This is a genomic window from Agromyces mediolanus, assembly GCF_023715325.1.
GTDB classification, from domain to species: domain Bacteria; phylum Actinomycetota; class Actinomycetes; order Actinomycetales; family Microbacteriaceae; genus Agromyces; species Agromyces mediolanus_A.
In genome coordinates this window covers 655,382-679,563 of record NZ_JAMBNX010000001.1, presented here as the reverse complement: position 1 = coordinate 679,563, position 24,182 = coordinate 655,382, and the positions used below count along the sequence as shown (strand labels likewise).

The following is a 24,182-nucleotide window of genomic DNA, read 5'->3' as shown; positions in this document are numbered from 1 at the left end:
GGACCCATGCCGCACGGGGCCCGGCCCGTGGCCGTCGAAGCCCACCCCGCCCATTCACCCATCGCGTACCGCGTGCCCTGGCAGATCGACCGCAGTCGCGCGCCCTGGTACACGCTGCACAACGCCGGCGACGAGACGGCGCACGGCGTGCACCTGTCGCTGTTCGGCGACGGCCGCCTGCTCTGGCAGCCGCTGCTGCGGGTCGAGCCCGGCGAGCACCTCGCCTTCGTGCTCCGGGCCGACGACCCGGCGCGTGACTGCGTCGCCGTGCTGCGGTGGTTCCGCGCGGGCGGCGAGGAGTACCTCTGGCGCATCGCCTTCTGATGCGGCCGAGCGGCGGGGCCGGTCAGTCCCGGCTCACTTGCCCCGTCGCTTGAGCTCCTCGATGAGGTCGCGCACGTTGACGCGGTCCACGCCGGGCAGCTCGGCGAGCCCGATGCCGGCGAGCAGCTCCCCGGGATCGACGTCGAGCACCCCGGCGATGCGCACGATGGTCGTCATGCGGGGGTTGGCCTGCCCGCGCTCGATCTTGCCGAGATTGGTGACGTGCATGTCCGCGAGGTGGGCGACCGTCTCCTGGCTCACGCCCCGTTCGAGCCGGACCGCCTTCAGACGCTCTCCGAGAATCTGGGCAGCACGGGATTGAGGCTCAGGCATGCCTTCATGCCTATCCGCCCCCAGATCACCAATCCAGCGTTCAGTCACCTCCAGTGTTTCTACCTCTATTCTAGGTTGACCGCCAGTCCAGTCGTGAGGGGACCCATGAGATCGCTGCTCGAACAGCTGCCGAAGATCGTCGCCGACGGCCGACGCGAGGCCGCACGCATGCTGGAGCAGCTCTCGGGCGAGCACCGGGTGCGGCTGCACACCCGAGAGTTCGTCCAGCCGAGCCGCGAGACGAGCGGGTTCCCACTCCACGACCCCGCCGGGGCGCCGCAGCCCGAGGCATCCGGCCGACTCATCTACGGTGACAACCTGCTCGCGATGTCGGCGCTGCTCGCGGGCGACGAGACGACACCGGGGCTCGCCGCCGGCGTCGACCTCATCTACCTCGATCCGCCGTTCGACTCCAAGGCCGACTACCGCACGAAACTGACGCTCCCCGGCCACGAGGTCGAGACCCGGCCGACCGCCGTCGAACAGTTCGCCTACTCCGACACCTGGGCCGACGGCACCGCATCGTACCTCGCGATGCTGACCCCGCGACTCGTCCTCGCCCGGGAGCTCCTCGCCGAGACCGGCAGCTTCTACCTGCACATCGACTGGCACGTCGGCCACTACGTCAAGCTCATCTGCGACGAGGTGTTCGGCCGAGAGAACTTCCTGAACGAGGTCATCTGGTACTACCGGCGCTGGAACATCGCGAGCACCAGCTTCGCGCGGAACCACGACACCCTCCTCGTCTACGCGAAGCGCAAGGGGCGGCACTACTTCAAACAGCTCTACATCCCGAAGTCCGAGAAATCGAGCGGCCAGGGCCGGGCGTGGGTGAGCACGATCGGCGACGACGGGGTCCGTCGCTCGGTGCTGAGCGAGCAGGCCACGAAGGGCGTCGCCATGCCGGACGTCTGGGACGTCTCGATGATCAACCCCGTCGCGAAGGAGCGGGTGGCCTACGCCACGCAGAAGCCGCTCGCGCTGCTCGACCGCGTGCTCGAGGCTTCCTGCCCGCCCGGCGGGCTCGTCGCCGACTTCTTCGGCGGCTCCGGCACGACCGCGGCCGCAGCCGAGGCCTCCGGCCGGAGATGGATCACGAGCGACCTCGGCCGCCCGGCCTCGATGATCATCCGCAAGCGCCTCATCGACCAGGATGCCCGGCCGTTCCTCTATCAGGAGATCGGCGACTACCAGGTCGAGCAGATGCGCTCCAGCCTCGGGCGCCGATATCGCGTCGGCGACCTCGCCAGAACGGTACTCGAGCTGTACGGCGCGGTCCCGCTGCCGGAGGCCGAGAACCCCGCCGGAACACTCGGGAGCCTGCCGGGCGGCCGCACGCTCGTCGTCGCGGAGAGCCCGGCGAAGCTCACCACCGCCCAGTCGCTCCGCCGGGCGCAGCTCCAGCGCGACGCGGCGCTCGGCGGCTTCGAACGCGTCGTCGTGCTCGGGTGGAACTTCCCCGCCGGCATCGGGCACGACATCGAGGCGCTCGACGACCCGCGGCTCGAGGTGCGCGTGATCCCGCCGGACCTCATCGATCGGCTCAAGAAGAAGGGGAGCCGGATCGGCGACACCGTTCGATTCTCGACGTTGCAGTACCTCGAGGCCGGCCTCCGCAGCATCCGCCGGCACGGCGAGGAGCTCGAGCTCGTCGTCGGCCTCGACAGCTACGTGCTGCTCTCCCCGGAGGCGATCAGTCTCCGCGCCGAGGACCGGGAGAAAGTGCTCCAGCTGATGAACCGCGACCCGCTCTCGCTCATCGAGTACTGGGCGGTCGATCCCGACTACGACGGCGAGCTGTTCCGTTCGAGCTGGCAGGACTACCGCGGCAACACGCTGAACGACGACGATCCCCTCCGCGTCGTGCGCTCGGCGACGCTGCGCGCCCCCTGGCGCGCGGGCGTCCGGCGCATCTGCATCCGGGCGGTGGATGTCTTCGGCTTCGAGTCCGAGGTCGTGCTCGAGATCGAGGACCCGAGCCAGGTCGACGGCGCCGGCACGGAGACCGTCCCGTGAGGATCCCGATCGACGAGGAGCTGCCGCTCGCCCGGGCGATCTCGATCCGGCTCGCCGACGATGCCCGTGCGATCGAGGCCGGCGAGCCCTGCCCGCTGCTCGAGTCGGTCACGCCGACCACCGCCGAGCTGCTGCGGTGGTGGTTCGACGCCTCGCTCGCGGCCGGACGCCCAGACGCGTTCCACGAGGGGCAGCGCGACGCCATCCTCGCGATCGTCTACGCGCACGAAGTGCTCGGCGCCGCGTCCCTCGAGGGCCTCTACGAGCAGCTCGCGCCCGACGCGCTCACCCCCGCGCTCCGTGAGGAACTCCGGCACGAGCGCCACCGGCATCCGAAGTACGCCGCGAAGCTCGCGACCGGCACCGGCAAGACCTGGGTCATGAACGCGCTGCTCGTCTGGCAGCACCTGAATCATCTCACCGCGCCCGGCGACCCGCGATTCAGCAGCAACTTCCTCGTCGTGGCGCCCGGGCTGATCGTCTACGAGCGCCTGCTCGACTCGTTCCGCGGGCGCCTCGTCGACGGCGTGCGCGATCCGAGCACGAGCGAGCTGCACGTCCGACGCGCCCTGTTCATCCCGCCCCGCCACGAACGCGCCATCGCGGCGCTGCTCGCGTCCGGCGTCGTCGAGAAGCACGAGATCGGCCACCGCCGCCCGAGCGGCGGCATGATCGCGGTCACCAACTGGCACCTCCTCGCCGGCGCGGAGGACCCGGACTTCGTCCGTGACGACGAGCCACGCGACGGCCGCACGGGCGAGCGGGATGCGGGGCGGGCGGCGATCGAGAGCTTCTTCCCACTCTCCCCCGGCACGGCCTCGGGCAATTCGCTCGACGTCCTCGACCGCCGTGCCGCGCGCGGCCGTCCGCTGCAGTCCCTCGTCGAGCTCCCCGATCTCGTCGTCTTCAACGACGAGGCGCACCACGTGCACACCATCCGTCGCACCGAGGACGCGAGCGACGTCGAATGGCAGCAGAGTCTGAGCGCGATCGCCGCGCCGAAGGGCCGGCGCTTCGTCCAGCTCGACTTCTCCGCGACCCCCTACGACGAGTCCGGCACCGCCCGCCGGCGGCACCGGCGCTACTTCCCGCACATCGTGGTCGACTTCGACCTCCACGCCGCCATGCGGCGCGGCCTGGTGAAGGCCATCGCGCTCGACCGACGGAGCGAGGTCGCCGCGCTGCCCCTCGACTTCACGGCGGAGCGCGACGAGCGCGGCGAGGTCCTCGGGCTCTCGACCGGCCAGCGCACGATGGTCCGGGCAGGGCTCCGGAAGCTCGCACTCCTCGAGCGACAGTTCGCCGCGGTCGATCCCGAACGGCGGCCTCGGCTGCTGATCGTCACAGAGGACACCGCCGTATCGCGCCACGTCGAGCGGTTCCTCCTCGATTCGGAGGGCCTCGACGGCGACGAGGTGCTGCGCGTCGACAGCGGCCGCCGCTCCGAGCTCGGGCCGAAGGACTGGGAGCGGGTCCGCTCCCGCCTGTTCGACCTGGACCGGCACGCGCACCCCCGTGTCGTGGTCAGCGTGCTCATGCTGCGGGAGGGGTTCGACGTCGACAGCATCTGCGTCGTCGTCCCGCTCCGCTCCGCTGGTTCCGGCATCCTGCTCGAGCAGACCATCGGGCGCGGCCTCCGGCTGATGTGGCGCGGCGATCCCGTCGTCGACGAGCTCAAGCGCGAGACGCGCGACCGCATGCGCCGCCGGCTCGAGCCGAGCAACCACTTCGACGTGCTCTTCATCATCGAGCATCCGGCGTTCGAGGAGTTCTACGACGAGCTCCTGGGCGACGGCCTGCTCGCCCTCGTCGACGACGAGGCGACCCGCGCCACCGGCGACCTCGAACTCGTCGGCCTCCGTGAGGACTGGCGCGCATACGACATCCTCGTCCCCGTCGTGCTCCACGAATCCGAGGAAGACGCGGTCGCGCCGCGCATCGACCCGATGTCGCTGCCCCCGAGCCGGTTCGAGCGCTCCGTCCTCGAGCGCGCCGTCGGGCGCGGCGAGCTCTGGAGCTCCCACGACGTCGAGACGAAGACCCAGTACGGCGACTACCGCGTCGACGGCGGCGTCATGACCGCGACGGGGTACAACGACTTCCTCGCCCGCCTCACGGTGCGGGTCACGACGGTGACCGGGCGCACGTTCACCGCCGCCGCCGCGCGGTTCAGCGGCGCGAGCCGCTACCCGCTCCTCGTCTCGCATCGCGCCCGCATCGCCGCCTGGATCGACCGGTACATCCGTGCGCGGCTCTTCGCCGAGCCGTTCGACCCGCAGCAGGACGACGCCTGGCGCGTCCTGCTCCTCCCCGGCATCGCGGAGCACATCGCCGGGGTGTTCTCGACCGCGCTCGTGGAGACGCAGCTCAGCCCCTCACGCTCCGAGGTCGAGGTCGAGCAGCGCAGCATCGCCGAGGTCGGCACCATCTCGATGCGGGCGCGCGACGCCGTGACGTGCACGAAGAGCGTCTTCCCGAAGCTGCGGGTCGCGAGTCGCGGCGGCGGCCTCGAACGGCGACTCATCGCGTGGGCCGACCGGGACTCCCGGATCGAGGCGTTCGTGAAAATCGACGAGCACGCCCACGACTTCCTGCAGCGGCCGTACCTCCGGGCCGACGGCTTGCCCGCCCGCTACTCGCCCGACTTCCTCGTGCGCACCTCCGGCGCGGTCTACGTCGTCGAGACGAAGGCGCAGTCCGCACTCGACGACGAGAACGTCCGCCGCAAGCAGCGGGCCGCGCTCGCGTGGGCCGACCGCCTCAACGAGCTCCCGGCCGAGCTGCGCAGCGACCGGAGCTGGCACTACGTCCTGCTCGGCGAGGAGGCCGTCGAGGCCTGGAGTCGGGCGGACGGTCGCCTGTCCGACCTCCTCGCGCTCGAGCGGCTCGCCAGCACGCCGCGCGACGGTGCACCGAAGCTCTACTGAGGGCCGTGCGGGCGACCGTCGCGGTCAGCCGTGCGCGCTCTCGTCGGCACCGGCCTCGGCCCGCTCCCCCTCGACGTCGTGCTCGTCGATGAGGCCGTCGTCGACGTGCTCGGCCGCGAAGCGGTGCCACTCCGCCATGAGATGGTCGATCGCAGCGTGGAACCGAGCCGTCGCCGCACCCGGCGACGTGTCGCCGAAGTAGCGTTCCACCCAGTGCCCGAGTCGTTCGAGCGCCTCGCGGTCATGGGCGACCTCGTCGATGCGCGCCAGCATGGCCGCCCCGGCACGCTCGGCCGGCTCCGGCTCGGCCACGAGCCACTCGCACGCGGAGAGGTAGCCGTTCGTGTCGATCTCCGCCTCCGTGGCGACCGGGCGGGTGATCAGCAACGGTTTCCCCGTCGCGAGCCGGTCGTACACCATCGCGGAGATGTCGACCACGGCGATGTCGGCCGCGGCGAGCTGCCAGCCGAGCTCACGACCGTCGTCATAGACGTGCATGGCCGTCGGATCGGCCTGGTTGGCCGCCCCGATCGCCGCGATGATGGTGCGATTCGCGGCCTCGTACTCGTGATCGAGGACGCCGGAGCGGGGGTGCGGGCGGTAGATCACCCGGTGGCGGCCGCTCGCGAGCAGCGCGGTGACGAGCGCCACGCCGTGCGAGGCGATCGAGCCGTACGCGGCAGCGGCTCGGTCCCCCTCCCAGGTCGGGGCGTAGAGCACGACCTCGCGGCCGTCATCCGGGTAGGGCAGCTCGCGGCCGTCCTCGTAGTGGTCGGCCTGCGGCCTCCCGATCGGGATCGCCCGCTTGTCGAAGTCGTAATCCCACAGCACCTTGCTCAGCCGGGCCCGGGCTGCATCGCCGGCGATCAGCGCGTAGTCGTAGGCCTTGAACTGGTTCGTGGTCATGTACATCTTGTCGGACTCGCCGTGGTTGATGAACACGTGCCAACGGCGCCCGTAGCGCATCATCTGGAAGTTCTTCGCGTTCTGGTTCACGTAGAGGATGAGCTGGAGCTGTTGATCGTGGATGAGCTGCTCGAGGTCCGCGACCCGACGCACGTAGGCGACCGGCACCGGCGACTCGTCGAGCAGCGCGAGCGCCGCACCCGACGCACGACTGAGCACGACGACCGGATGCGTCTTCGCGAGCTCGGCGAGCGGGCGGTACCACTGACGGAGCTGGTAGAGGTTGACCTTGCCGTCGGCGAAGTACACCCCGATCCGGTACCGCCCCGCTTCGAGCGGCGCCCGCTCGGCGAGCGCGGCGGCGAGCGCCCGCTGTGAACGCCGCGAGGCGATGATGTTCTTCGCGAGCTTCACGGCGCGACGCGCGTCAGTCTTCAATCCCACCCGCCAAGGGTAGCGACGGCGCCTGGACGGATGCCTCGGGCGGCGGCCCCGCCGACGCACCGAGAGCCGATCGTTACCCGAGGTGGCCGATGCGGCCGGTTCAGATGATCGGCGGTCGCCCGGCCCGGGTCATGCGCCACACCGTGCGCCAGCGCAAGGGTCGACGCTCACCCGGGTCTTCGCGCCACCCGTCCCGCCAGCCGCCGAACCAGGCCCGCAGCTGCGCGGGCTTCCGGGCCCAGCGCAGCAGCTGGATGAGCGTCCACGACCCGACGTAGAACGGGACGAGCACGGCGGGCAGGTTGCGCCGCGCGAGCCAGACGCGGTTCCTCGCGTTCAGCCGGAAGTAGTACGAGTGCCGGGCCGGGTCGATCACCGGGTGCGCCGCTTCGAGCTCGCCCGCGTACCACGCACGATGCCCGGTGTCCCACACCCGCCAGGCCAGCTCGATGCCCTCGTGCGCGTAGAAGAACGGATCGGCCCAGCCGCCAGTCTGCTCGAAGACCGGGCGCGGCAGCAGCACCGCGCCCTCCCAGCACGAGAAGACGTTGCTCGAGCGTGCCGGGTCGCCCGCGCGGATGCGCGGCGTCCAGCGCCGGGGCGAGACGAGTCCGGTCGGATCGACGACTCGCGGCTGCACGAGCCCGATCTGCGGCTGCGCCGCCAGTAGGGCGGCCCCCTTCGCCAGGAACTCGGCGTCGGGCAGGTAAGCGTCGTCGTCGAGGAAGAAGAGGAGCTCCCCGCCCACCTGGGGAACCCCGCGGTTGCGCCCGGCGGGGATGCCGAGGTTCTCCGGCAGCGCGAGCGTGCGCACGGCAGCCGGAAGCGCGGGCTCCGCGGTCGCCGGGTCCCAGCCGTTCCCGACCACGACGACCTCGACCTCGACGCCGCGCTGCTCGAGCACGCTGCGTACGCCGCGCACGAGCTCCGCCGGGCGGCGGCCCATCGTCAGCACGACCACGCCGACCCGTGGCGTCACCGCCTCGGCCGGAGGTTCAGGATCGGACACGTCGACTCGCCATGATCGCCACGAAGTGCCCGACGACCGCGAGCACCGCGAGCGGCAGCAGCGCCGCGACGACCACGCGGTCGACGATCGGCTGCCCCGCGAAGAGGCCGACCACCGCCGCGGCGAACGCGATGAGCGTCAATTCGACCGAGTGGTAGAGCCGATGGAACGGCACGAAGCGCGCGACGCGGCGAAGCCTCGCGACGAGACCGCCACGCGGCGCCGTCTCGCCGTGGGTGTCTGCGAGCTTCGGGAGTCCGGCGTTCGCGCGAGCCACGTGCACCATGTCGTTCAGCGCCTTGTTCAGCACGATGACGAGGGCGAGCAAGGCGCCGACCGTGGTCCAGAGGAAGTCGGCGGGGAACTCGAGCGGGTACGCGGCAGCGCGGATGCCGAGCGCGATCGGGATGAGCGCCTCGGTCGAGTAGTGGCCGACCTTGTCGAGGAAGACCCCGGCCGGCGAGGAGGTGCGGCGCCATCTGGCGACCTCGCCGTCGCAGCAGTCGACGAGCATCTGCAACTGGCCGAGGATCACGGCGAGCAGCGCACCCCAGATGCCGGGGATGAGCAGGGCGGCGGCGGTGGACCACCCGACGAGGATCATGAGGCCCGTCACCCCGTTCGCGGAGATCGGGGTCTTCAGCAGCACCCAGGTGAGGTACGGAGACAGCCGGCGCAGGTAGAGCGAGGCGGTCCAGTGCTCCGCGTTCCGCCGGCCGCGGACCTCGGGCGGCTGCGTAACCGCCTTCAGCTCGGCCAAGCTCGAGGGGTACTGTCTCGACGGCTCCGACGACGTCGAGTGCGGGTGCGACATCCGTTACCTTCCCGTGTGGCTGGCGATGTTCCGTGTCAGCGAGAGATAGCCGAGCACGAAGCCGACTCCCCACGCGACATGGATGCACGGCAAGACTATGAGAAACCAGAGCCACGACGCGGCTCCCTGGCCGCGCCCGTACACGAGGGCCGCGACGAGGACGAATAGCAGGTAGACGGCCGGCACGACGAGTCCAACGGCGAGCCACGGGGTCGCCCCGGCGAGCGCCTGGATGAGGCCGCCGACGCCGGCGAGGAGTCCGAGCAGCACGCCGAGCACCATGATCGGCGGGACGAAGTACCGCAGCCCGTTCGCCGCGGGGAAGCGTCGCGCGAGCTCGCCGCGCCAGAGCCCGGTCGAGAACATCTGCCGGCCCAGGCGTTCGAGGCTCGACCTCGGCCGGTAGGTCACACTGAGCTCGGGCGTGAACCAGACGATGCCGCCGGTCGCGCGCAGCCGCCGGTTGAGCTCCCAGTCCTGGCCGCGCTTGATGGTCTCGTCGAAGAGACCGACGCGCACGAGGGCGTCGCGACGGAAGACCCCGAGGTAGACGGTCTCGACCGGTCCGGCCGTGCCGCCGACGTGGAACGCCGAGCCGCCGAGCCCCACGGGCGTCGTGTATGCGCGCGCCACGGCCCGCTCGAACGCCGTCTCGCCGTGGGCGGCCATGATGCCGCCGACGTTGTCGGCGCCGGTGCGGTCCAGCGTGTCGACGGCGATGCGGGTGTACTCGGCCGGCAGCATCGAGTGGGAGTCGACGCGCACGACAACGGGGTATTGCGCCGCACGGATGCCGAGATTAAGGCCCGCCGGCGTCGAACCCACCTCGTTGTCGAGCACGCGGACCCGGGCGTCGCGGGCGGCCAGATCGGCGACCAGCTCCGCGGTGCCGTCGATCGACGGACCGAGGGCGATCAGTACTTCGACCGGACCCTCGTAGTGCTGATCGAGGATGGACTCCACGGCGGCGCGAACGTGCGAGGCATCGTTCAGCACCGGCATCACGTAGGAGACGCCGAGCGTCGACCGGGTGGTGCCGTCGGGCTGATCGGGCAAGATTCCTCACTCTGCTGCTGGGTCGATCGAGCCTAGCAAACGACGAGTGGCCGGAGCCTCGGCGGCTCCGGCCACTCGCCGGTGATTCGGCGTCGCCCGCGGGGTCAGCCCTCGAAGGTGCCGAGGGTGACCGTGACCGTCTGCGCCTCGCCGTCGCGGAGGAAGGTGATCTCGGCGTCCGCGCCGCCCGCGAGCGCGCGCACCTGGGCGGTGAGGTCGGTCTGGTCGGTGATCGGCAACCCGTTGAACTGGGTGACGATGTCGCCCTTCTTCAGGCCCGCGTTCGCCGCGGCGCCACCGGCAGGGACGTCGGTGATGAGCGCGCCGACGGTGCTGCTGCTCTCGTCGCTCTGCGCGGCCGTCACCGTCGCACCGAGCAGGCCGTGCGTCGCCGTGCCGTTCTCGATGATCTCGTCGGAGACGCGCTTGGCGAGGTTCGACGGGACCGCGAAGCCGACGCCGATGTTGCCCGACTGGCCGGACGAGGAATCGCCGGTGCCGAGGATCGCGACGTTGACGCCGATGAGCTCCCCCGAGCTGTTGAGCAGCGCGCCGCCCGAGTTGCCGGGGTTGATCGCGGCGTCGGTCTGGATCACCGGGATCGAGATGTTGCCGCCGCCCTGCTGCGGCTGCTGGCCGCCCTCGCCGCCCTGGCCCTGCTGACCGGGGATGTCGAAGTTCCAGAAGTCGAAGGGCTGCTGGCCGTCCTTCGGCTGCTCGCCCTGGCTGCCGTCGTCCGGCGTGGACGGCGCGGCCGAGGAGGCGACCTCGATCGACCGGTTCAGGGCGCTCACGATGCCGTCGGTGACGGTGCCCGAGAGCCCCAGCGGGGCGCCGATGGCGATCGCGGTGTCGCCGACGTTCAGCTTGCTGGAGTCGGCGAAGGCGAGGGGGGTGAGCCCCGAGGCGTCCTTCAGCTTGATCACCGCGAGATCGCTCAGCGGGTCGGTGCCGATCAATTCGGCGGTGTACAGGTGGCCGTCGTCGGTCTTGACCTGGATCGTGGGCGCGCCGGTCGCGCCGTCGAGCGTGACGACATGGGTGTTCGTCAGCACGTAGCCGTCGTCGGAGAGGACGATGCCCGAGCCGGTGCCGGCGCCATCGGTGGAGGAGACCGAGATCGTGACGACGCTCGGGCTCGCCTTCGCCGCGACCGCGGTGACCTGGTTCACCGAGTCGGTGTCGTTCACGACGACGTTCTGCGGACTCGTGCTCGCGGCGGTCGACGTCGTGCGGTTCGCCATGGCGAGCGCGGTGACGCCGGCTCCTGCGCCGCCGCCGATGAGCGCGGCCGCGACGATGGCCGCGGCGATGCCCAGGCCGACGGGACGCTTCTTCGGTGCGGGCGCCGCGGCGGGCTGGCCGCCGAACGCGGGCGGGACCTGGCCGGGCGGCACCTGGCCGGGCTGCGGCTGACCGTGCTGCGGCTGACCGTGCTGGGCCTGGTGCCCGCCGGGCAGCGGCTGCGTGGGCTGCGTCGCGGTCGGCGCCGGCTGCTGGGCGGCGGGGTGCGGGTACTGAGCCGCGTGGTACGGCTGCGGGGCGCGGCCGGGCTCGTAGAGCGTGCCGGTGGCCGGCGCGGGCTGCTGCGGGGCGGTGGCGTTCGGGGTGACCCAGCCCGCGGGCGCCGCGGCCGGCGCCTCGCCCGAGGCGGGCGCCTGGGTCGGCGCTTCCGAGGCGGGCGCCTGGGTCGGGGCCGCAGCGGTCGGAACCGCAGTCGCCTCAGGGGCGTTCGTCTCGACGACGTCGTTCGTTGCGGTGACGCCGGCGGCTTCCGTGACGTCACGCTCCTCGGGGTCCCGCGGCTCCTCCGAGACGGGGCCGGTGGTGTGATCGGTCATGTCTGCTCCTTCCAAGCTGCCCCCACTCTCGTGGCGGAAGCTGTGCGCGGCATCGGCGAAGTCTATGGATCGGCTATCGGCCGGCAGTGAAGCCTCCGAACCCGACGCGTGAGCTCGTGCAGCCCGTCGCCAGCGTAGCGCCGGCCGCTGCGGGTACGGTGTGAGCGTGACCGACTCCCCCGCTCAGCCGCCCCTGGCCCCGTGGCAACGCACCGCGGCCGGAGCGGGCCTGCTCGGCGCCGACGGGCGCATCGCCGCGACGGTGTTCGCCGAGATGAGCGCGCTCGCCCAGCGCACCGGCGCCATCAATCTCGGCCAGGGTTTCCCCGACGAAGACGGTCCCGCCGTGGTGCTCGACTCGGCGATCGAGGCGATCCGCGCCGGCACGAATCAGTACCCGCCGGGGATCGGCATGCCGGTGCTGCGCGAGGCCATCGCCAGGCACCAGCAGCACTGGTACGGGATCGAGGTGGACCCGGATCGCGAGGTCCTCGTCACCGCGGGAGCGACCGAGGCCCTCGCGGCGACGCTCCTCGCCTTCGTCGATGCAGGCGACGAGGTCGTCACCTTCGAGCCGTTCTACGACGCCTACGCCGCGGTCATCGCTCGCGCCGGTGGCGTGCATCGCACCGTCCCGCTCCGCTTCCCCAACTGGAGACCGGACCACGACGAGCTGCGGTCAGCCGTCACGGATCGCACCCGGGTCATCCTCGTGAACGACCCGCACAACCCCACCGGCGCGGTGCTCGACGACGCCACCGCCGAGCTCCTGATCGAGCTCGCCGAGCGACACGACGCGCTGCTCGTCACCGACGAGGTCTACGAGCACCTGCGCTTCGACGGGGCCCACCGCCCGCTCGCGAGTCGGCCCGGCGCGCGAGCGCGCACGATCACCATCTCCTCCGGCGGCAAGACGTTCTCGACCACCGGGTGGAAGATCGGCTGGCTGACGGCACGCCCGGAACTCGTCGCCGCGGTGCTCGCCGTGAAGCAGTACCTCACCTATGTGAACGGGGCGCCGTTCCAGCCGGCGATCGCGGCGGGCCTCGATCTCCCGGACGCGTACTTCACGGGGGCCGCGACCTCGCTCGCGCACCGCGCCGAGCTCCTGGCCGACGGTCTCGAGGCCGCGGGCTTCGCGGTGTCCCGACCCCGCGCGGGCTACTTCGTGGTGGCCGATGCCGGCCCGCTCGGCTACCCCGACGCCGAGGCGCTGTGCCGCCGTCTGCCGGATCTCGCCGGCGTGGTCGGCATCCCCGTCTCGGCGTTCGTCCGGCCCGCGCACCGTCGCGAGGTCGGCAGCCTCGTGCGCTTCGCGTTCTGCAAGCACGAAGACGTGCTGCGCGAGGCATCCGCCCGACTCGCCGCGCTCGCCCGGGCCTGACGGTCTGAGGCGGCCGCCGTCCGGCGTGCCGGTCAGCGCGGAACGACGCGGTAGCGCCGCAGCGCCAGAGCCGGATTCACCCGGCGCACCCGGTCCAGCCGATCCCGCTCGAGCCAGGCGACCGCCACGCCGGCTTCTTCACCGAGTCCGGCGAGCTCGATCCCCATGGGGTCGACGACGAGGCTCGCGCCGACCGCGACCGGAGGCGTCTGATCCGCCGCGGCGAGATACACCGTGTTCTCGATCGCCCGGGCCGTCGCCAGGGTGCGCCAGTGGTGCTCCTTCAGCGGCCCGCGCACCCACTCCGCCGGGACGAGCACGAGCTCGGCACCGGCGTCCACGAGCGTGCGCGTCACCTCGGGGAACCGCAGGTCGTAGCAGGTCTGCATGCCGACGGTGAAGCCGTCGAGTTCGAACAGCTCCGGCTCGGCGAGCTCGCCCGGTGCGACGTGGTCGGATTCCCGCTGGCCGAAGGCATCGTAGAGGTGCTGCTTGCGATAGCTGGCGACGACGCGGCCCCCGGCGCCCGTCGCGACGATCGTGTTCGAGAACCGGCCGTCATCGCGGTGCTCCAGCATTCCCGCGACGAGGTGCACGCCGAGTTGGCCAGCGAGCGCGCTCAGCGCGCCGACGAAGGCTCCGTCGAGCGGCTCGGCGGCCTCGGCCATCTCGCGCCCGAGTTCCGGGGTGAAGAACATGGCGTACTCGGGCAGCACCACGAGCTTCGCACCGCGCTGAACGGCGAGCTGGCTCAGCTGTTCGATCTGTTCGAGGTTCGCCGCGACGTCCGCGACCGGCGCGAACTGCGCGACCGCGACGCCGAGCGCGCCGGGGACGCCCGGCCCGCCGTCGCCGGTCATCGCGCCGCCTCGATCGCCGCGACGGCCCAGTCGTAGTGCCCGCCGAGGCACTCGTGCACGGGTTCGGCGAGCGGGCCGCCGAGCCAGGCGAATCTCGACGCATCGAACAGCGTCTCGGCGTCCAGTGCCCCGACCTTCGCCAACGCCACCGCGTGGCTGCCCTGCAGGCGGGCGAACGCGCGCTCGGCGCCACCCCTGGTGCGCGAGCGATCGCGGAGGCTCAGGTTCAGCTCGTCGAGCGAGTTCCAGTCGAATCCCTCGGCCGGGTAGGCGGGGGTCTCCTCGCGCTCGATCGCCCCGATCCAGCCGAGGAGCAGCTCGTGCCAGGCGTGCACGTGGTTGAGCACGTCCGGCAGATCGCGGTCGCGGCCGCCCCGCTGCGGGAACGGCGCGTCGCGCTCACCCGCCGGAATGGCGTCGACGACCGCTTCGAGCGCCCGGAACGACCGCATCGCTGCGGCTTGCAGGGCGATCTGCGTCTCCGGCGTCGGCATGCCCCCATCGTAGACGGATGCCCCGGCTCCGCCTGCTGCGCTCCAGCGACGGTTTCCGCAGCGCGCCGCACCCGACCGGATCTGGTCAGTCGAGCAACCAGTCCGAAAGCGCGGCGAGGTCGGCTGAGAGCTGGTCGTCGACGGCTCGGTACCGCACGACGCGACCCTCTCGCGGCCCGTCGGCCACCAGATATCCGAGCCGCTCGAGTTCGCGGATCGCGGTCGTCGCCGAGCCCCGACTCACTCCGGTGCTCGCCACGATCTCGGTGTGCGAAGCCCGCGGGTGGTGGACGACGTGCCGGAGCACGCTCGCCCGCGCCGCCCCGGCGAGCGCATGCTGCACCGAGGTGATCCGTTCTGGAGCATCGTCGAGCTCGCGTCGTGCTGGCATGTTCACCCTTCCGATCGCCCCGAAACGACCCCCGGGGTGCCGTGCGACCGACCGGAAGACGCGGATGCGAGCTGCACCGGGTGCCGGACGGCGAGAGATCGGGCTCCCGAGACGTGGGTGATCCGGGGGGATCCAAGTCTCGGGAGCCCGTTGCAACTGCGTTGCAGGCCCCGAAGAACGGAGCATCACGATCGACCCTCAGGCTTGTTCGACCTCAACCCGTTCAAGGACCGCTCGCGACGGACTCATGGTATCCCGAACTGCTTCATGTGCGCAACTCAGATCACCACGCCGCTCGAACGCCCGCAATCTCAGCCCTTCAGTGGCCGACCGACAAGCGGTCATGGCATCCCGTGATGCGCCCGTGAGTGCACGGCGAGGCGCGCTCGGACTCTCGCCCGGGGCCGCATCGGCGCGCGCGTGCTGCCGCGTCAGGCCCGATCGGCCGCGTCGGGCCCGCTCGGCGCGTCTGGCCCGATCGGCTGCGTCAGACCTGCTTGGCCGCGTCGAACTTGCCGGGTGAGATGTAGTCGCCCAGGATCGTCTCGGCGAGCTCCGCGTCGCCGATGGCGATCGCGCGGTACAGCGCCTCGAGATAGTGCCCGGCCACGGCCGGGTCGAGCGCGTGCGAGATGACCTGCGTCACGCGAGCGCCGACGAGCTGGTTGAGCTCGTCGAGGATGGGGCTGTCGGCCATGACGAAGAGCTGGTCGCGGAACGCGAGGACGGCCCGGCGCATCGCGGCGGCGTCGGCGCTGCCGTCGAGCGGGACCTCCGGCACGATCGCGCGGAGCTCCTCGACCTGCTCGGCGGTGCGACGCATCGCGGCCCAGCGGATGACCAGTCGCTCGAGCGTCGCGTGCACGACGCTCAGAGCGTCGAGCTCGTCCACGTCGAACCCGCGCACGATCGCCGGCGAGCGCGCTCCGCCCGGCACGACGAGCTGCTCGGCGACGAGGCCCTGGATGGCCTGACGGACCGGCAGGCGGCTGACGCCGAACTCCTCACCGATCGATCGCTCGACGAGCGGAGTGCCCGGGGTGCGTTCACCCTCGACGATCTGCTGCCGCAGGGCGATCTGAATCCGCGTCGCCTCGGGGACCCGAGCGGTCCGTTCGCCGGTCATCAGCGCCCTCCCGCCGCGCGCGTCGCGGTGAGCTTCGCTTCGAGGTCTTCGAGCACCTCGCGCCGCATGGCGTGCCGCGCCGCCGCGTACTGGGCGCGCACGCCCTGATCGACGGCGGCTGCGTCGCCCTCCTCGATCGCGCGCACCACGGCCTCGCCGTGCTCGGCGATGACCTGGGGCGTCAGCACCGCACCCGCCTCACGTCCGCGCAGGACGGTGCTGATCTCGACCAGGAACGGATTGCGCGACGCGTCCGCGATCGCGCCCCGGTACGCGAGCACCGAGCGCGCCGTCGCCCCGGTGTCGTCGTCGCCGATCGCGCGGCTCATTTCGGCGAAGGTCGCACGGATACGCTCGAGGTGCGCGTCACTGCGTCGCTCGGCGGCGAGCCTCGCAGCCACCGCGTCGAACGCTTCGCAGACCTCGGCGAGCTCGCCGAGGTCGCGGAGCTCGAGCTCGCGGACCGCGATGCTGCGGCCGACTCGGGCGACGAGCCCTTCCCGCTCGAGCACGCGGAGCGCGTCACGGACCGGCAGCCGGCTCACTCCGAGCTCGGCGGCGATGGTGCGCTCGATGAGCCGCGAGCCCGGCAGGCGCGTGCGAGCGATGATCTGCTCGCGCACTGCGTCGGCGACCCGCTCGGCTTCAGTTCGCACGTGATCGGTCATGCTGCCACGCTCAGTCTGCCGACGCGCGCGGCCGCACTGCCACGCGAAAACTGCATCCTGAACGACATAGCGAAACTGTATCAGCAACGATGCGCGCGGGCACGGCAAGTTCGCTCGGGCACCCCACCCCAGAAGGCGGGTCGTGTCAGAGCGCACGGGCACGGATTCAACTCCACCAATGGTATCCCATGTGTTATGTTCTGGAAGTCCGCATCTTCGCGAGCGATGATGTCGACGCTTCCGCACGACTGGGAATCGGTGCGGAGAGAGGGTCCGGTACCAGGGGGAATCGGGCCGGACCCTCTCATGCTCCAGTAGACGTGGCATCCCGCTGTGTCCGCTCGGGTGTCGGTGCTGTCAGACCGGGCAGCGCCCGGAATGGAACGACGTGCTCAGCCGCCGTAGTCAGCGCGCCCCGGCACAGAAGAGAGCCTTCACGATGCGAGCGCACGCCGAGCCGAGTTCCGAGCACGATCGCCGCGAGGCCCGACTCGCGTTCGAGGCGCTCGCCGCCCGGCAGGCGGCGGTGCACCGCTCGGCCGCGCAGGCGGAGGCCCTGCTCGAAGCCGCGGAGCGGGTCGGCGCCGTGGCCGGCGAACGAGATTCGACCGAGACCGCCGCCGCCACCACCGCTGATGCGGCGTTCCGACGGTGCCTCGCCGATGCCGCCCGAGTGCCGATGCTCCGCGAGTCGCTCGATCTGCTCGCCGAGCACTCCCCCGCCCGACCGATCCGCCTCGCCGCCGTCGCGTATGCGCAGCTCGCCGAGGCCGTGCACGCGGCCGACCCCGATGACGCGGAGCGAGCCGTCCGCGAGCTGCATCAGGCCGAGTGGACGCTGCAGCGCCGTGAGGTGCTCGGCCGGCTGCCGAGGCCCGGGGCCTCCGAGCACCGACCGGCCTGACCGCGCTGCTCGGCGGGTGCACGCCGATCCCCGCACTTCCAGGATACCGCCGGTCCGGGGGCTTGCGGCAAGGCCCCTCACGTGGCGCATACTGGCTGACCCACGCCACCTGCTGCCCTGGAGGACCCCTGTCCGCGAGCCCGTTCCACCTGCCTGCCCACCTCATCGAGAAGTCCGATCCGGCACTCCTCGCCGAAGACGAACGCCACTTCGCCGCCATCGGCGAGGCGCTCGCCTCCGCGACCGCCGAGGCCCGTGCGCGGCTCGACGCCGCCCTTCGCGCCGAGGCCCGCCACGGACAGGCCGCGCTCGACCGCGACCTGGCGGTGCACCGACTGGAGAACCGGCTGCGAACGCTGCGCCGGTACGGGGTCGACGCCTGCCTGGGGCGCATCGTCGTCGACGACCGCGAGGATCCGCTCTACATCGGGCGGATCGGGCTGTCGGACGCCGAGGGGGAACGTCTCCTCGTCGACTGGCGCACCCCGGCGGCCGAGCCGTTCTTCTCCGCGACCCCGGCCCGGCCGATGGGCCTGCGCAGCCGGCGCCGCTATCGCTGGACCCGAGGCCGGATCGTCGACTTCTGGGACGAGGTGCTCGTGCCGGGCGAAGAGGGGCGCGCGCTGGCCCTCGACGACCAGTCGGCCTTCATCGCCAGCCTCGCCACTGATCGGTCCGAGCGGATGCGCGACGTGCTCGGCACGATCCAAGCGGACCAGGACGCGATCATCCGGGCGGCGTCGGACGGGGCGCTCGTCGTCGACGGCGGTCCGGGCACCGGCAAGACGGTGGTCGCCCTCCACCGCGCCGCCTATCTGCTCTACGCCGACGCCCGCGTCGCGGCCCACCGCGGCGGGATCCTCGTCGTCGGTCCGTCCCACCCCTATCTCGACTACGTGGCCGACGTGCTGCCGAGCCTCGGCGAGCAGGAGGTGGCGATGGCGGTGCCGTCCGACTTCGTCCCGGAGGGTGCGGCGCTCCTGCCCGACTCCGCTGCGGCAGCCGCCCGGCTGAAGGCGGACACCCGACTGGTCGATGCCGTCGACGCCGCCGTCGCCGGCTACGAGGCGCCGCCGGCCGTCGAGCTCCGGGTCGAGACGCAGTGGGGCGAATCGCTGCTCGGACCGGCGGACTGGGCCGAGGCGTTCGCCGCGCCTGAGCCGGGCACGCCGCACAACGACGCCCGCGGGATCGTGTGGGACGCACTGCTGGAGATCCTCGCGGACCAGCAGCCGGCCGGCGTCCCGTCCCGGCTGGTGCGCCGGGAGCTGGAGACCGACGAGGAACTGCGCCGCACCTTCGACCGCGCCTGGCCGCTGCTCGACCCGGTCGGGCTCGTCGCCGACCTCTGGACCTCGCCCGCCTACCTCCGCCGCTGCGCACCGTGGCTCACCGAGACGGAGGCGGCCGAGCTGCGACGGGAGCGACCGCGGGACTGGACCCGCGCGGATGTGCCCTATCTGGATTCGGCCCGCCGCAGGGTCGGCGACCCGGAGGCGTCAGGACGGGTCCGTCGCGCCCGCGCCGAGGCGGAAGCGGATCGCGAGCAGATGGACCTCGTGGTCGATCAGCTCATCGCCGCCGACGACGACGGCGACGGCGAGGGGCTCGTGACGATGCTGCGCGGCTCGGACGTGCAGCACACGCTGCTCGGGGAGCTGCCGGGCCCGGAGCGCACGGCCGCGCTCGACGGGCCCTTCGCGCACCTCGTCGTCGACGAGGCGCAGGAGCTCACGGATGCCGAGTGGCGCATGCTCCTCGCGCGGTGCCCGTCGCGCAGCTTCACGATCGTCGGCGACCGGGCGCAGGCGCGGCACGGTTTCGTGGAGTCCTGGTCCGAACGGTTGCGCCGGGTGGGGTTCGGGCGGATCGAGCTCGCCGGCCTCACCGTCAACTACCGCACGCCCGCCGAGATCATGGCCGAGGCGGCGCCCGGCATCCGGGCCGCCGTTCCCGACGCCAACGTGCCGACGAGCATCCGCTCGAGCGGCTCGCCGGTCGAGCATCTCACGCTCGGCGAGCTGCACGCGACGCTCGAGAGCTGGGCGGCGGAGCATCCGGAGGCGAGCGCCTGCATCATCCATGCGGAGGACGCACCGGCGCGGACGACCGTGGCCGTCGACGCCGAGCTCGCACATCACCCCCGCGTGCGCCGGCTCACTCCGGAACTGGCGAAGGGGCTCGAGTTCGACCTCGTGCTCCTCGTCGAGCCCGACGACTTCGCCGAGGGCATCGAAGGCGCCGTCGACCGCTATGTGGCGATGACCAGGGCGACCCGCCGGCTCGTCGTGCTCACGGGCGAGCCGCCTCGGCGGTGAGCGCCCGGGCGAGCCGCTCGACAGTGCCGACGATCACGGCTCGCCGTTCGGCGCGGCGACCCTCGACCCGGCCGCTCAGGAACTCATCGACCTGCGGCAGCACGGGCCACGAGTCGCAGAGGGTGACGATGGTCAGGAGGAGTTCGGCGACCGCGGCGTAGTCGACCCCTGGGAGCATCCCCATCATCGCCCTGACCTTGGCGGTGTGGTGCTCGAGGCGGTCGGCCCGGGCGACCGTCTCGCGGCCGCGTTCGAGCCCTTCCCAGGTCACGAGACGGGGCACGGTGGGGTCGTCGACGTGGTGGTCGAACAGACGCCCCGCGTAGTCGGCGACGGCCGCCGGGCCCTCGCCGCGCAGCGGCACCTCGTCCATGACGCGACGCAGGGCGCTCACGAGCACCGCGTCGAAGAGCTCGTCCTTCTTGCCGAAGTACTGGTAGATGCGCTCCTTGTTGACGCCGGCGGCCACGGCGATGCGGTCGATGCGACCGCCGGCGAAGCCGTGCTGTGCGAACTCGACCGTCGCCGCGTCGAGCAGTCGCCGCTTGGTGCCCTCGGTGTCCCAGGCCATACCGACCAGCGTAGCAAGATCCAACCGAGTGGTTGCGGAATAGCCACGGCCGATCTATGGTTGCAACCGTTCAGTTGGAAGCAACCAAATAGTTGGAGAAATCATGTCGACCGAACCCACCCCCGAACCGAACGCCCTCCCCGCACCGTCCGAGCCCGCCGTGCCGTCGGCGCCGCCCTCGGTCCACCTGCGCGCCGCCCTCACCTGGCTCGCGATCTTCCCCCTGGTCGCCGTCGGCATGCTCGCCTTCGCCCCGCTCTGGGCCGATTGGAACCCCGTGCTGCGCGCGCTGCTGCTCACCGCGATCGTCGTCCCGCTCGCGGTCTACCTCGTCGTCCCGCGCCTGCTGTCCGGCTACGGGCGGCTGCACCGCCGCTGAGGCACGCAGCGAACGGGCCCGGGATCGTCGACCCCGGGCCCGTTCACGTGGTGCCGAACGAAGGTGGGGCTACTCGTCGATCGCCTTGTTGAACCCGGTCACCGGCTGCGCCTCGTCGAAGGCGGCGACCCGACGGCGGAAGCCGCGCGTCAGCACCAGCAGGTACACGAAGCCGATCGCGGCCCACGCGGCACCGCCGATGAGCGCATCGACGTGCAGGTTCGCCCAGAGGATGCCCGTGAGCACCATGCCGATGCCGGGCAGCACGATGAACGTGAAGATGTCCCTCGGCGTGCGACGGCGGCCCTTGCGGATCGCGAACCAGGCGATCACCGAGACGTTCACGAAGGTGAACGCGATGAGCGCACCGAAGTTGATGAAGGCGGCGATCAGCTCGAGGGTGAAGGCCGCGGCGAGCAGACTGATGACGCCGACGAGGACGATGTTGAAGGTCGGCGTGTGCGTCTTCGGGTTGATGTACCCGAAGAACCGCTTCGGCAGCACGTTGTTGCGGCCCATCACGAGGAGCATGCGCGAGACCGAGGCGTGCGACGCCAGTCCCGACGCGAGGGTGGCCGCGAAGCCGGCCGCCGTGAGGATGGCCTGGAACACCGGCCCGCCGACCTGCAGCCCGATCTCGGGGAGCGTGCTGTCCTCGATCGCCTCCACCGGGAAGGCATCGGAGGAGGGGAAGCGCAGCTGCGTGAAGTACGCGGCGACGAGGAAGATCGCACCGCCGATGACGACGGTGAGCAGAATGGCCTTCGGCATGATCTTCGGCGTTTTGGCCTCCTCCGCGTACATGGTGACCGCGTCGAAGCCGATGAACGAGAAGCAGACGATGGTCGCCCCCATCAGCACGGCGCCGAGCGTCACGCCGTCGTGGAAGAACGGCTGCATCGAGGCGACGGTGCCCTGCCCCTCGCCCCGCATGAGCTGCGCGAAGACCATGATCACGAAGACGGCCATGACGACGATGGAGAAGACCAGCAGCAGCATGTTGATGTTCGACGTGCCGCGCATCGTCAGGTAGATGACCGACGTGACCAGGGCGCAGTACAGGACGACCCAGATCCATCCCGGGATCTCCGGGAACAGAGCCTCGAGGTAGCTGCGGATGATGAGGCAGTTCACCATGGGCAGCAGCACATAGTCGATGAGCGAGGTCCAGCCGACCATGAACCCGACGTTGGGGTGGATCGACTCGCGCGCGTAGGTGTAGGCCGACCCGGCGCTCGGAATGGCGCCGGCCATCTTGCCGTAGCTGATCGCGGTGAACATCATGACCACGAGCGCCACGAGATACGCGGCCGGGACGACGTTGTCCGTGTCGCGCGCCACCATGCCGAAGGTGTCGAACACCACGGTCGGGGTCATGTATCCGAGGCCGAGGCCGACAATGGCCCACAGTCCCAGGTTCCGCTTGAGGCTGGCACCCCTGCTCGGGGCGCTCACCGCCGTTGAAGCCATGCTCTCTCCTTCACTGAGCCGTGCGCGGCACCAGGAGGCGAGAACCAGCGGTGTTCGGCGCCGGACCAGCATGCCATAGATGCGAGACCCGGAAACGCCACCCTCGAGCGGCGGGATGCCGCGACACTGACCCCTGAACTGGGGAGGATTCCTCAGTGCCTGTAGGTCATACTGCTACGAGTGCCTGCAACCGACGCGAGGAGCGCACGATGGAGTTCCATCTGCCCGCCAATCGGTTGCTGCTCCCCCTGATCGGGGTCTCGATGATCGCCACGGCGGCGATCGCCGCGACCATCACCCTCTGGGCCACGAGCGAGGCCCGCACCACCGAACTCGAGGCGCAGCTGCAGCTCGACCAGGATCGCGCCGATCGGCTCGTCGAACAGCTGACGACCTTCGAGGACGAGGACGGCGGGCTGCGGGCGCGCGAGCAGATACTCGCCGCGCGAGAGGCGGAGCTCGTCGCCCGGGAGCAGGCGGTGGCGACCGCCGAGGCCGCACTGCCGGCGACCGCGCTCGAGGACGACCGGTGGTACACCGCGGGCACCTCGATGCTGCCGGGCAGATACGAGTCGTCGGCGAGCGATGCGGCCTGCATGTGGTCGATCTCGGTCGCCGACCCCGAGGATCCCGGCGCCGGCGCAGTGATCGATTCCGGACAGGGCGCCGGCGAACTCGTCTCGATCGTCGTCGAGGCCGGCCAGGACTTCAGCTCGACCGGGTGCGGCAGCTGGAGCCGAGTCGGCTGAGGCGCTGCTCAGGGGCCACCACTTCCGTCGATCCACGCTTCGAGTTCGGGTCAAGAAGCGGTGAGCTGCGGTGCTCGGGTGGCCCCTGCGAGCACATGCCAAGCCTGACGCAGAGACCTCAGGATCAGCTCAAGTCCGGCTCAAGAAGCGGTTCGGATCGGCGCAGAACCGGGGCGCGGGAGCGGCAGGCCGGGTTCAGGCCTGGGCGAGGCGCATCGTGTCGCCCGCCCGCGCGGCGAAGGCCGTCGCGGTCGCGGCGATCGTGCGCTGCATGACCCCGACCGCGATCGTCGGCGCGACATCGGCCGGCCTGGCGAGGCTGATCGTCCTCGTCAGGGTCTCGCCGCCCAGGCGGACGGAGCGCAGTCCCGGGCGATCGATCAGCACCATGGCGGGCACGATCGCGACGCCGAGGCCGCGTTCGGCGAAGCGCAGCACGGCGTCCATCTCGGCACCCTCCAGCACGACCTCGGGCGAGAGGCCGGCCGCGCGGAAGGCGTCGTCGGTCGCGCTGCGGAGGTCGTAGGTGGAGCTGAACACGATCTGCGGGAGCGTGGCGAGCTCGGCGAGCGAGATCTGCTCCCCCGGGGCCACGGGCGCCGCGGCCGCCGAGGAGACGACGACGAGCTCCTCGTCGAGCAGCGGGACGACGGAGAAGCGGTCGGCGGCCGTGGCATCCGAGGTGGTGATCAACGCGAGATCCAGCTCACCGCCGGCCAGCTCGTCGAGGAGCCGGCGCGACCCCTGCTCCGACAGGTGCAGCTCGATCGCCGGATGCGCCGCGTGAAAGACGCTCAGCACCTCGGCCACGAGGCTGATGCACAGCGTCGGCGTCGCGCCGAGCCGAACTCGACCGCGCTCCAGGCCGGCGAGTTCGGCGAGCTCGCGCCGGACGGACTCCGCGTCGGCGAGCATGCGCCGTGCGAGCGGGAGCAGGGATTCGCCGGCCACCGTGAGCGTCGCCCCGGTGCGGGCCCGGTGGAAGAGCTCGGCGCCGAGGTCCTGCTCCAGCGCGGCGATCTGCCGGCTCAGCGAGGGCTGCGCGAGATGGAGCTCCGTCGCCGCCCGCGTGAAGTTGCCCAGGCGGGCGACCGCGACGAAGCCGCGCAGCTGCTCGAGATTCACCTCCATAGCCTATCTGCATCGTGATGACTACATAAATGCATTGGAGTAATCGACGAACCCGACCTAGCCTCGG

The 24,182-nt window shown here is 71.4% G+C and carries 22 protein-coding genes; 8 read left to right on the top strand and 14 right to left on the bottom strand.

Translation table 11 applies throughout. From position 1 onward, the window contains the following. Positions 1–6 precede the first annotated feature (6 nt). A complete protein-coding gene (locus M3147_RS03130; RefSeq protein WP_251201995.1) occupies positions 7–324 on the top strand; it encodes a hypothetical protein in 318 nt (105 codons plus the stop codon). Positions 325–357: 33 nt separating this feature from the next. On the opposite strand, the gene M3147_RS03125 is transcribed toward M3147_RS03130, so the two are convergent. Then, a complete protein-coding gene (locus tag M3147_RS03125) occupies positions 358–657 on the bottom strand; it encodes a helix-turn-helix domain-containing protein (protein WP_189084631.1) in 300 nt (99 codons plus the stop codon). 105 nt (positions 658–762) lie between these two features. Here M3147_RS03125 and M3147_RS03120 point away from each other — a divergent pair, with 105 nt between their 5' ends. Both M3147_RS03120 and M3147_RS03115 read left to right on the top strand, forming a co-directional pair. Next, entirely contained in the window at positions 763–2,673 is a 1,911-nt protein-coding gene (locus tag M3147_RS03120) for a site-specific DNA-methyltransferase (RefSeq protein WP_251201994.1), read from the top strand. Continuing rightward, positions 2,670–5,600 carry a DEAD/DEAH box helicase family protein gene (locus M3147_RS03115; protein ID WP_251201993.1) on the top strand — a complete coding sequence of 977 codons (2,931 nt, stop codon included), beginning with the start codon at positions 2,670–2,672 and terminating at the stop codon, positions 5,598–5,600. The genes M3147_RS03120 and M3147_RS03115 overlap by 4 nt, the downstream gene beginning before the upstream one ends. Positions 5,601–5,624: 24 nt before the next feature. Here M3147_RS03115 and M3147_RS03110 read toward each other — a convergent pair whose 3' ends face one another. From M3147_RS03110 to M3147_RS03090, 5 genes are all read right to left on the bottom strand, one after another. Continuing rightward, the gene (locus tag M3147_RS03110) at positions 5,625–6,950 is read right to left on the bottom strand and encodes a CDP-glycerol glycerophosphotransferase family protein (protein ID WP_251201992.1); all 1,326 of its coding nucleotides are present in this window, start codon (positions 6,948–6,950) and stop codon (positions 5,625–5,627) included. Positions 6,951–7,050: 100 nt separating this feature from the next. Then, complete coding sequence (locus M3147_RS03105; RefSeq protein WP_251202150.1) at positions 7,051–7,896, bottom strand: glycosyltransferase; 846 nt, start codon at positions 7,894–7,896, stop codon at positions 7,051–7,053. 49 nt (positions 7,897–7,945) lie between these two features. Beyond that, complete coding sequence (locus tag M3147_RS03100) at positions 7,946–8,773, bottom strand: CDP-alcohol phosphatidyltransferase family protein (protein WP_251201991.1); 828 nt, start codon at positions 8,771–8,773, stop codon at positions 7,946–7,948. Positions 8,774–8,776: 3 nt separating this feature from the next. Next, the gene (locus tag M3147_RS03095; RefSeq protein ID WP_251202149.1) at positions 8,777–9,775 is read right to left on the bottom strand and encodes a glycosyltransferase family 2 protein; all 999 of its coding nucleotides are present in this window, start codon (positions 9,773–9,775) and stop codon (positions 8,777–8,779) included. Between the two features lie 158 nt (positions 9,776–9,933). Then, entirely contained in the window at positions 9,934–11,670 is a 1,737-nt protein-coding gene (locus M3147_RS03090; RefSeq protein WP_251201990.1) for a S1C family serine protease, read from the bottom strand. 166 nt (positions 11,671–11,836) lie between these two features. Between M3147_RS03090 and M3147_RS03085 the strand changes: the two genes are divergently transcribed. Continuing rightward, entirely contained in the window at positions 11,837–13,054 is a 1,218-nt protein-coding gene (locus tag M3147_RS03085; protein WP_251201989.1) for an aminotransferase class I/II-fold pyridoxal phosphate-dependent enzyme, read from the top strand. 32 nt (positions 13,055–13,086) lie between these two features. Here the strand turns inward: M3147_RS03085 and M3147_RS03080 are convergent, their stop codons facing one another. The 5 genes from M3147_RS03080 to M3147_RS03060 all read right to left on the bottom strand — a co-directional run bounded on the left by M3147_RS03080 (position 13,087) and on the right by M3147_RS03060 (position 16,593). Next, the gene (locus tag M3147_RS03080) at positions 13,087–13,914 is read right to left on the bottom strand and encodes a carbon-nitrogen hydrolase family protein (protein ID WP_251201988.1); all 828 of its coding nucleotides are present in this window, start codon (positions 13,912–13,914) and stop codon (positions 13,087–13,089) included. After that, positions 13,911–14,408, bottom strand: coding sequence for a ClbS/DfsB family four-helix bundle protein (locus M3147_RS03075; protein WP_251201987.1), 498 nt, complete (start codon positions 14,406–14,408; stop codon positions 13,911–13,913). Before M3147_RS03075 ends, M3147_RS03080 begins: the two co-directional genes overlap by 4 nt. 85 nt (positions 14,409–14,493) lie before the next feature. Continuing rightward, complete coding sequence (locus M3147_RS03070) at positions 14,494–14,799, bottom strand: MarR family transcriptional regulator (protein ID WP_251201986.1); 306 nt, start codon at positions 14,797–14,799, stop codon at positions 14,494–14,496. 487 nt (positions 14,800–15,286) lie between these two features. Further along, complete coding sequence (locus tag M3147_RS03065; RefSeq protein ID WP_251201985.1) at positions 15,287–15,925, bottom strand: GntR family transcriptional regulator; 639 nt, start codon at positions 15,923–15,925, stop codon at positions 15,287–15,289. Further along, on the bottom strand, positions 15,925–16,593 hold the full coding sequence (locus M3147_RS03060) for a GntR family transcriptional regulator (protein ID WP_251201984.1): 669 nt from the start codon (positions 16,591–16,593) through the stop codon (positions 15,925–15,927). The genes M3147_RS03065 and M3147_RS03060 overlap by 1 nt, the downstream gene beginning before the upstream one ends. Positions 16,594–17,032: 439 nt before the next feature. Between M3147_RS03060 and M3147_RS03055 the strand changes: the two genes are divergently transcribed. Both M3147_RS03055 and helR read left to right on the top strand, forming a co-directional pair. Further along, positions 17,033–17,497 carry an FCD domain-containing protein gene (locus M3147_RS03055; RefSeq protein WP_251201983.1) on the top strand — a complete coding sequence of 155 codons (465 nt, stop codon included), beginning with the start codon at positions 17,033–17,035 and terminating at the stop codon, positions 17,495–17,497. 62 nt (positions 17,498–17,559) lie between these two features. Next, positions 17,560–19,815, top strand: coding sequence for an RNA polymerase recycling motor ATPase HelR (gene helR, locus M3147_RS03050; RefSeq protein ID WP_308201039.1), 2,256 nt, complete (start codon positions 17,560–17,562; stop codon positions 19,813–19,815). Here the strand turns inward: helR and M3147_RS03045 are convergent. Beyond that, positions 19,790–20,386, bottom strand: coding sequence for a TetR/AcrR family transcriptional regulator (locus tag M3147_RS03045; protein WP_251201982.1), 597 nt, complete (start codon positions 20,384–20,386; stop codon positions 19,790–19,792). The two genes, helR and M3147_RS03045, sit on opposite strands and share 26 nt — an antisense overlap. Before the next feature lie 103 nt (positions 20,387–20,489). Between M3147_RS03045 and M3147_RS03040 the strand changes: the two genes are divergently transcribed. Continuing rightward, entirely contained in the window at positions 20,490–20,765 is a 276-nt protein-coding gene (locus tag M3147_RS03040; RefSeq protein WP_251201981.1) for a hypothetical protein, read from the top strand. A gap of 69 nt (positions 20,766–20,834) precedes the next feature. Here M3147_RS03040 and M3147_RS03035 read toward each other — a convergent pair whose 3' ends face one another. Further along, complete coding sequence (locus M3147_RS03035; RefSeq protein WP_251201980.1) at positions 20,835–22,235, bottom strand: APC family permease; 1,401 nt, start codon at positions 22,233–22,235, stop codon at positions 20,835–20,837. 209 nt (positions 22,236–22,444) lie between these two features. Between M3147_RS03035 and M3147_RS03030 the strand changes: the two genes are divergently transcribed. Further along, positions 22,445–22,984 carry a hypothetical protein gene (locus M3147_RS03030; RefSeq protein ID WP_251201979.1) on the top strand — a complete coding sequence of 180 codons (540 nt, stop codon included), beginning with the start codon at positions 22,445–22,447 and terminating at the stop codon, positions 22,982–22,984. 195 nt (positions 22,985–23,179) lie between these two features. Here the strand turns inward: M3147_RS03030 and M3147_RS03025 are convergent, their stop codons facing one another. After that, on the bottom strand, positions 23,180–24,115 hold the full coding sequence (locus M3147_RS03025; RefSeq protein WP_251201978.1) for a LysR family transcriptional regulator: 936 nt from the start codon (positions 24,113–24,115) through the stop codon (positions 23,180–23,182). Positions 24,116–24,182 lie beyond the last annotated feature (67 nt).

What these genes read in the sequence shown, in the direction of transcription:
- M3147_RS03105 (WP_251202150.1), bottom strand. Translation starts at nt 7,896, where the DNA reads ATGGGCCGCCGCCCGGCGGAGCTCGTGCGCGGCGTACGCAGCGTGCTC.
- M3147_RS03060 (WP_251201984.1), bottom strand. Translation starts at nt 16,593, where the DNA reads ATGACCGATCACGTGCGAACTGAAGCCGAGCGGGTCGCCGACGCAGTG.
- M3147_RS03130 (WP_251201995.1), top strand. Translation starts at nt 7, where the DNA reads ATGCCGCACGGGGCCCGGCCCGTGGCCGTCGAAGCCCACCCCGCCCAT.
- M3147_RS03125 (WP_189084631.1), bottom strand. Translation starts at nt 657, where the DNA reads ATGCCTGAGCCTCAATCCCGTGCTGCCCAGATTCTCGGAGAGCGTCTG.
- M3147_RS03070 (WP_251201986.1), bottom strand. Translation starts at nt 14,799, where the DNA reads ATGCCAGCACGACGCGAGCTCGACGATGCTCCAGAACGGATCACCTCG.
- M3147_RS03090 (WP_251201990.1), bottom strand. Translation starts at nt 11,670, where the DNA reads ATGACCGATCACACCACCGGCCCCGTCTCGGAGGAGCCGCGGGACCCC.
- M3147_RS03075 (WP_251201987.1), bottom strand. Translation starts at nt 14,408, where the DNA reads ATGCCGACGCCGGAGACGCAGATCGCCCTGCAAGCCGCAGCGATGCGG.
- M3147_RS03080 (WP_251201988.1), bottom strand. Translation starts at nt 13,914, where the DNA reads ATGACCGGCGACGGCGGGCCGGGCGTCCCCGGCGCGCTCGGCGTCGCG.
- M3147_RS03025 (WP_251201978.1), bottom strand. Translation starts at nt 24,115, where the DNA reads ATGGAGGTGAATCTCGAGCAGCTGCGCGGCTTCGTCGCGGTCGCCCGC.
- M3147_RS03035 (WP_251201980.1), bottom strand. Translation starts at nt 22,235, where the DNA reads ATGGCTTCAACGGCGGTGAGCGCCCCGAGCAGGGGTGCCAGCCTCAAG.
- M3147_RS03045 (WP_251201982.1), bottom strand. Translation starts at nt 20,386, where the DNA reads ATGGCCTGGGACACCGAGGGCACCAAGCGGCGACTGCTCGACGCGGCG.
- M3147_RS03095 (WP_251202149.1), bottom strand. Translation starts at nt 9,775, where the DNA reads ATGCCGGTGCTGAACGATGCCTCGCACGTTCGCGCCGCCGTGGAGTCC.
- M3147_RS03100 (WP_251201991.1), bottom strand. Translation starts at nt 8,773, where the DNA reads ATGTCGCACCCGCACTCGACGTCGTCGGAGCCGTCGAGACAGTACCCC.
- M3147_RS03120 (WP_251201994.1), top strand. Translation starts at nt 763, where the DNA reads ATGAGATCGCTGCTCGAACAGCTGCCGAAGATCGTCGCCGACGGCCGA.
- M3147_RS03055 (WP_251201983.1), top strand. Translation starts at nt 17,033, where the DNA reads ATGCGAGCGCACGCCGAGCCGAGTTCCGAGCACGATCGCCGCGAGGCC.
- M3147_RS03065 (WP_251201985.1), bottom strand. Translation starts at nt 15,925, where the DNA reads ATGACCGGCGAACGGACCGCTCGGGTCCCCGAGGCGACGCGGATTCAG.
- M3147_RS03040 (WP_251201981.1), top strand. Translation starts at nt 20,490, where the DNA reads ATGTCGACCGAACCCACCCCCGAACCGAACGCCCTCCCCGCACCGTCC.
- M3147_RS03030 (WP_251201979.1), top strand. Translation starts at nt 22,445, where the DNA reads ATGGAGTTCCATCTGCCCGCCAATCGGTTGCTGCTCCCCCTGATCGGG.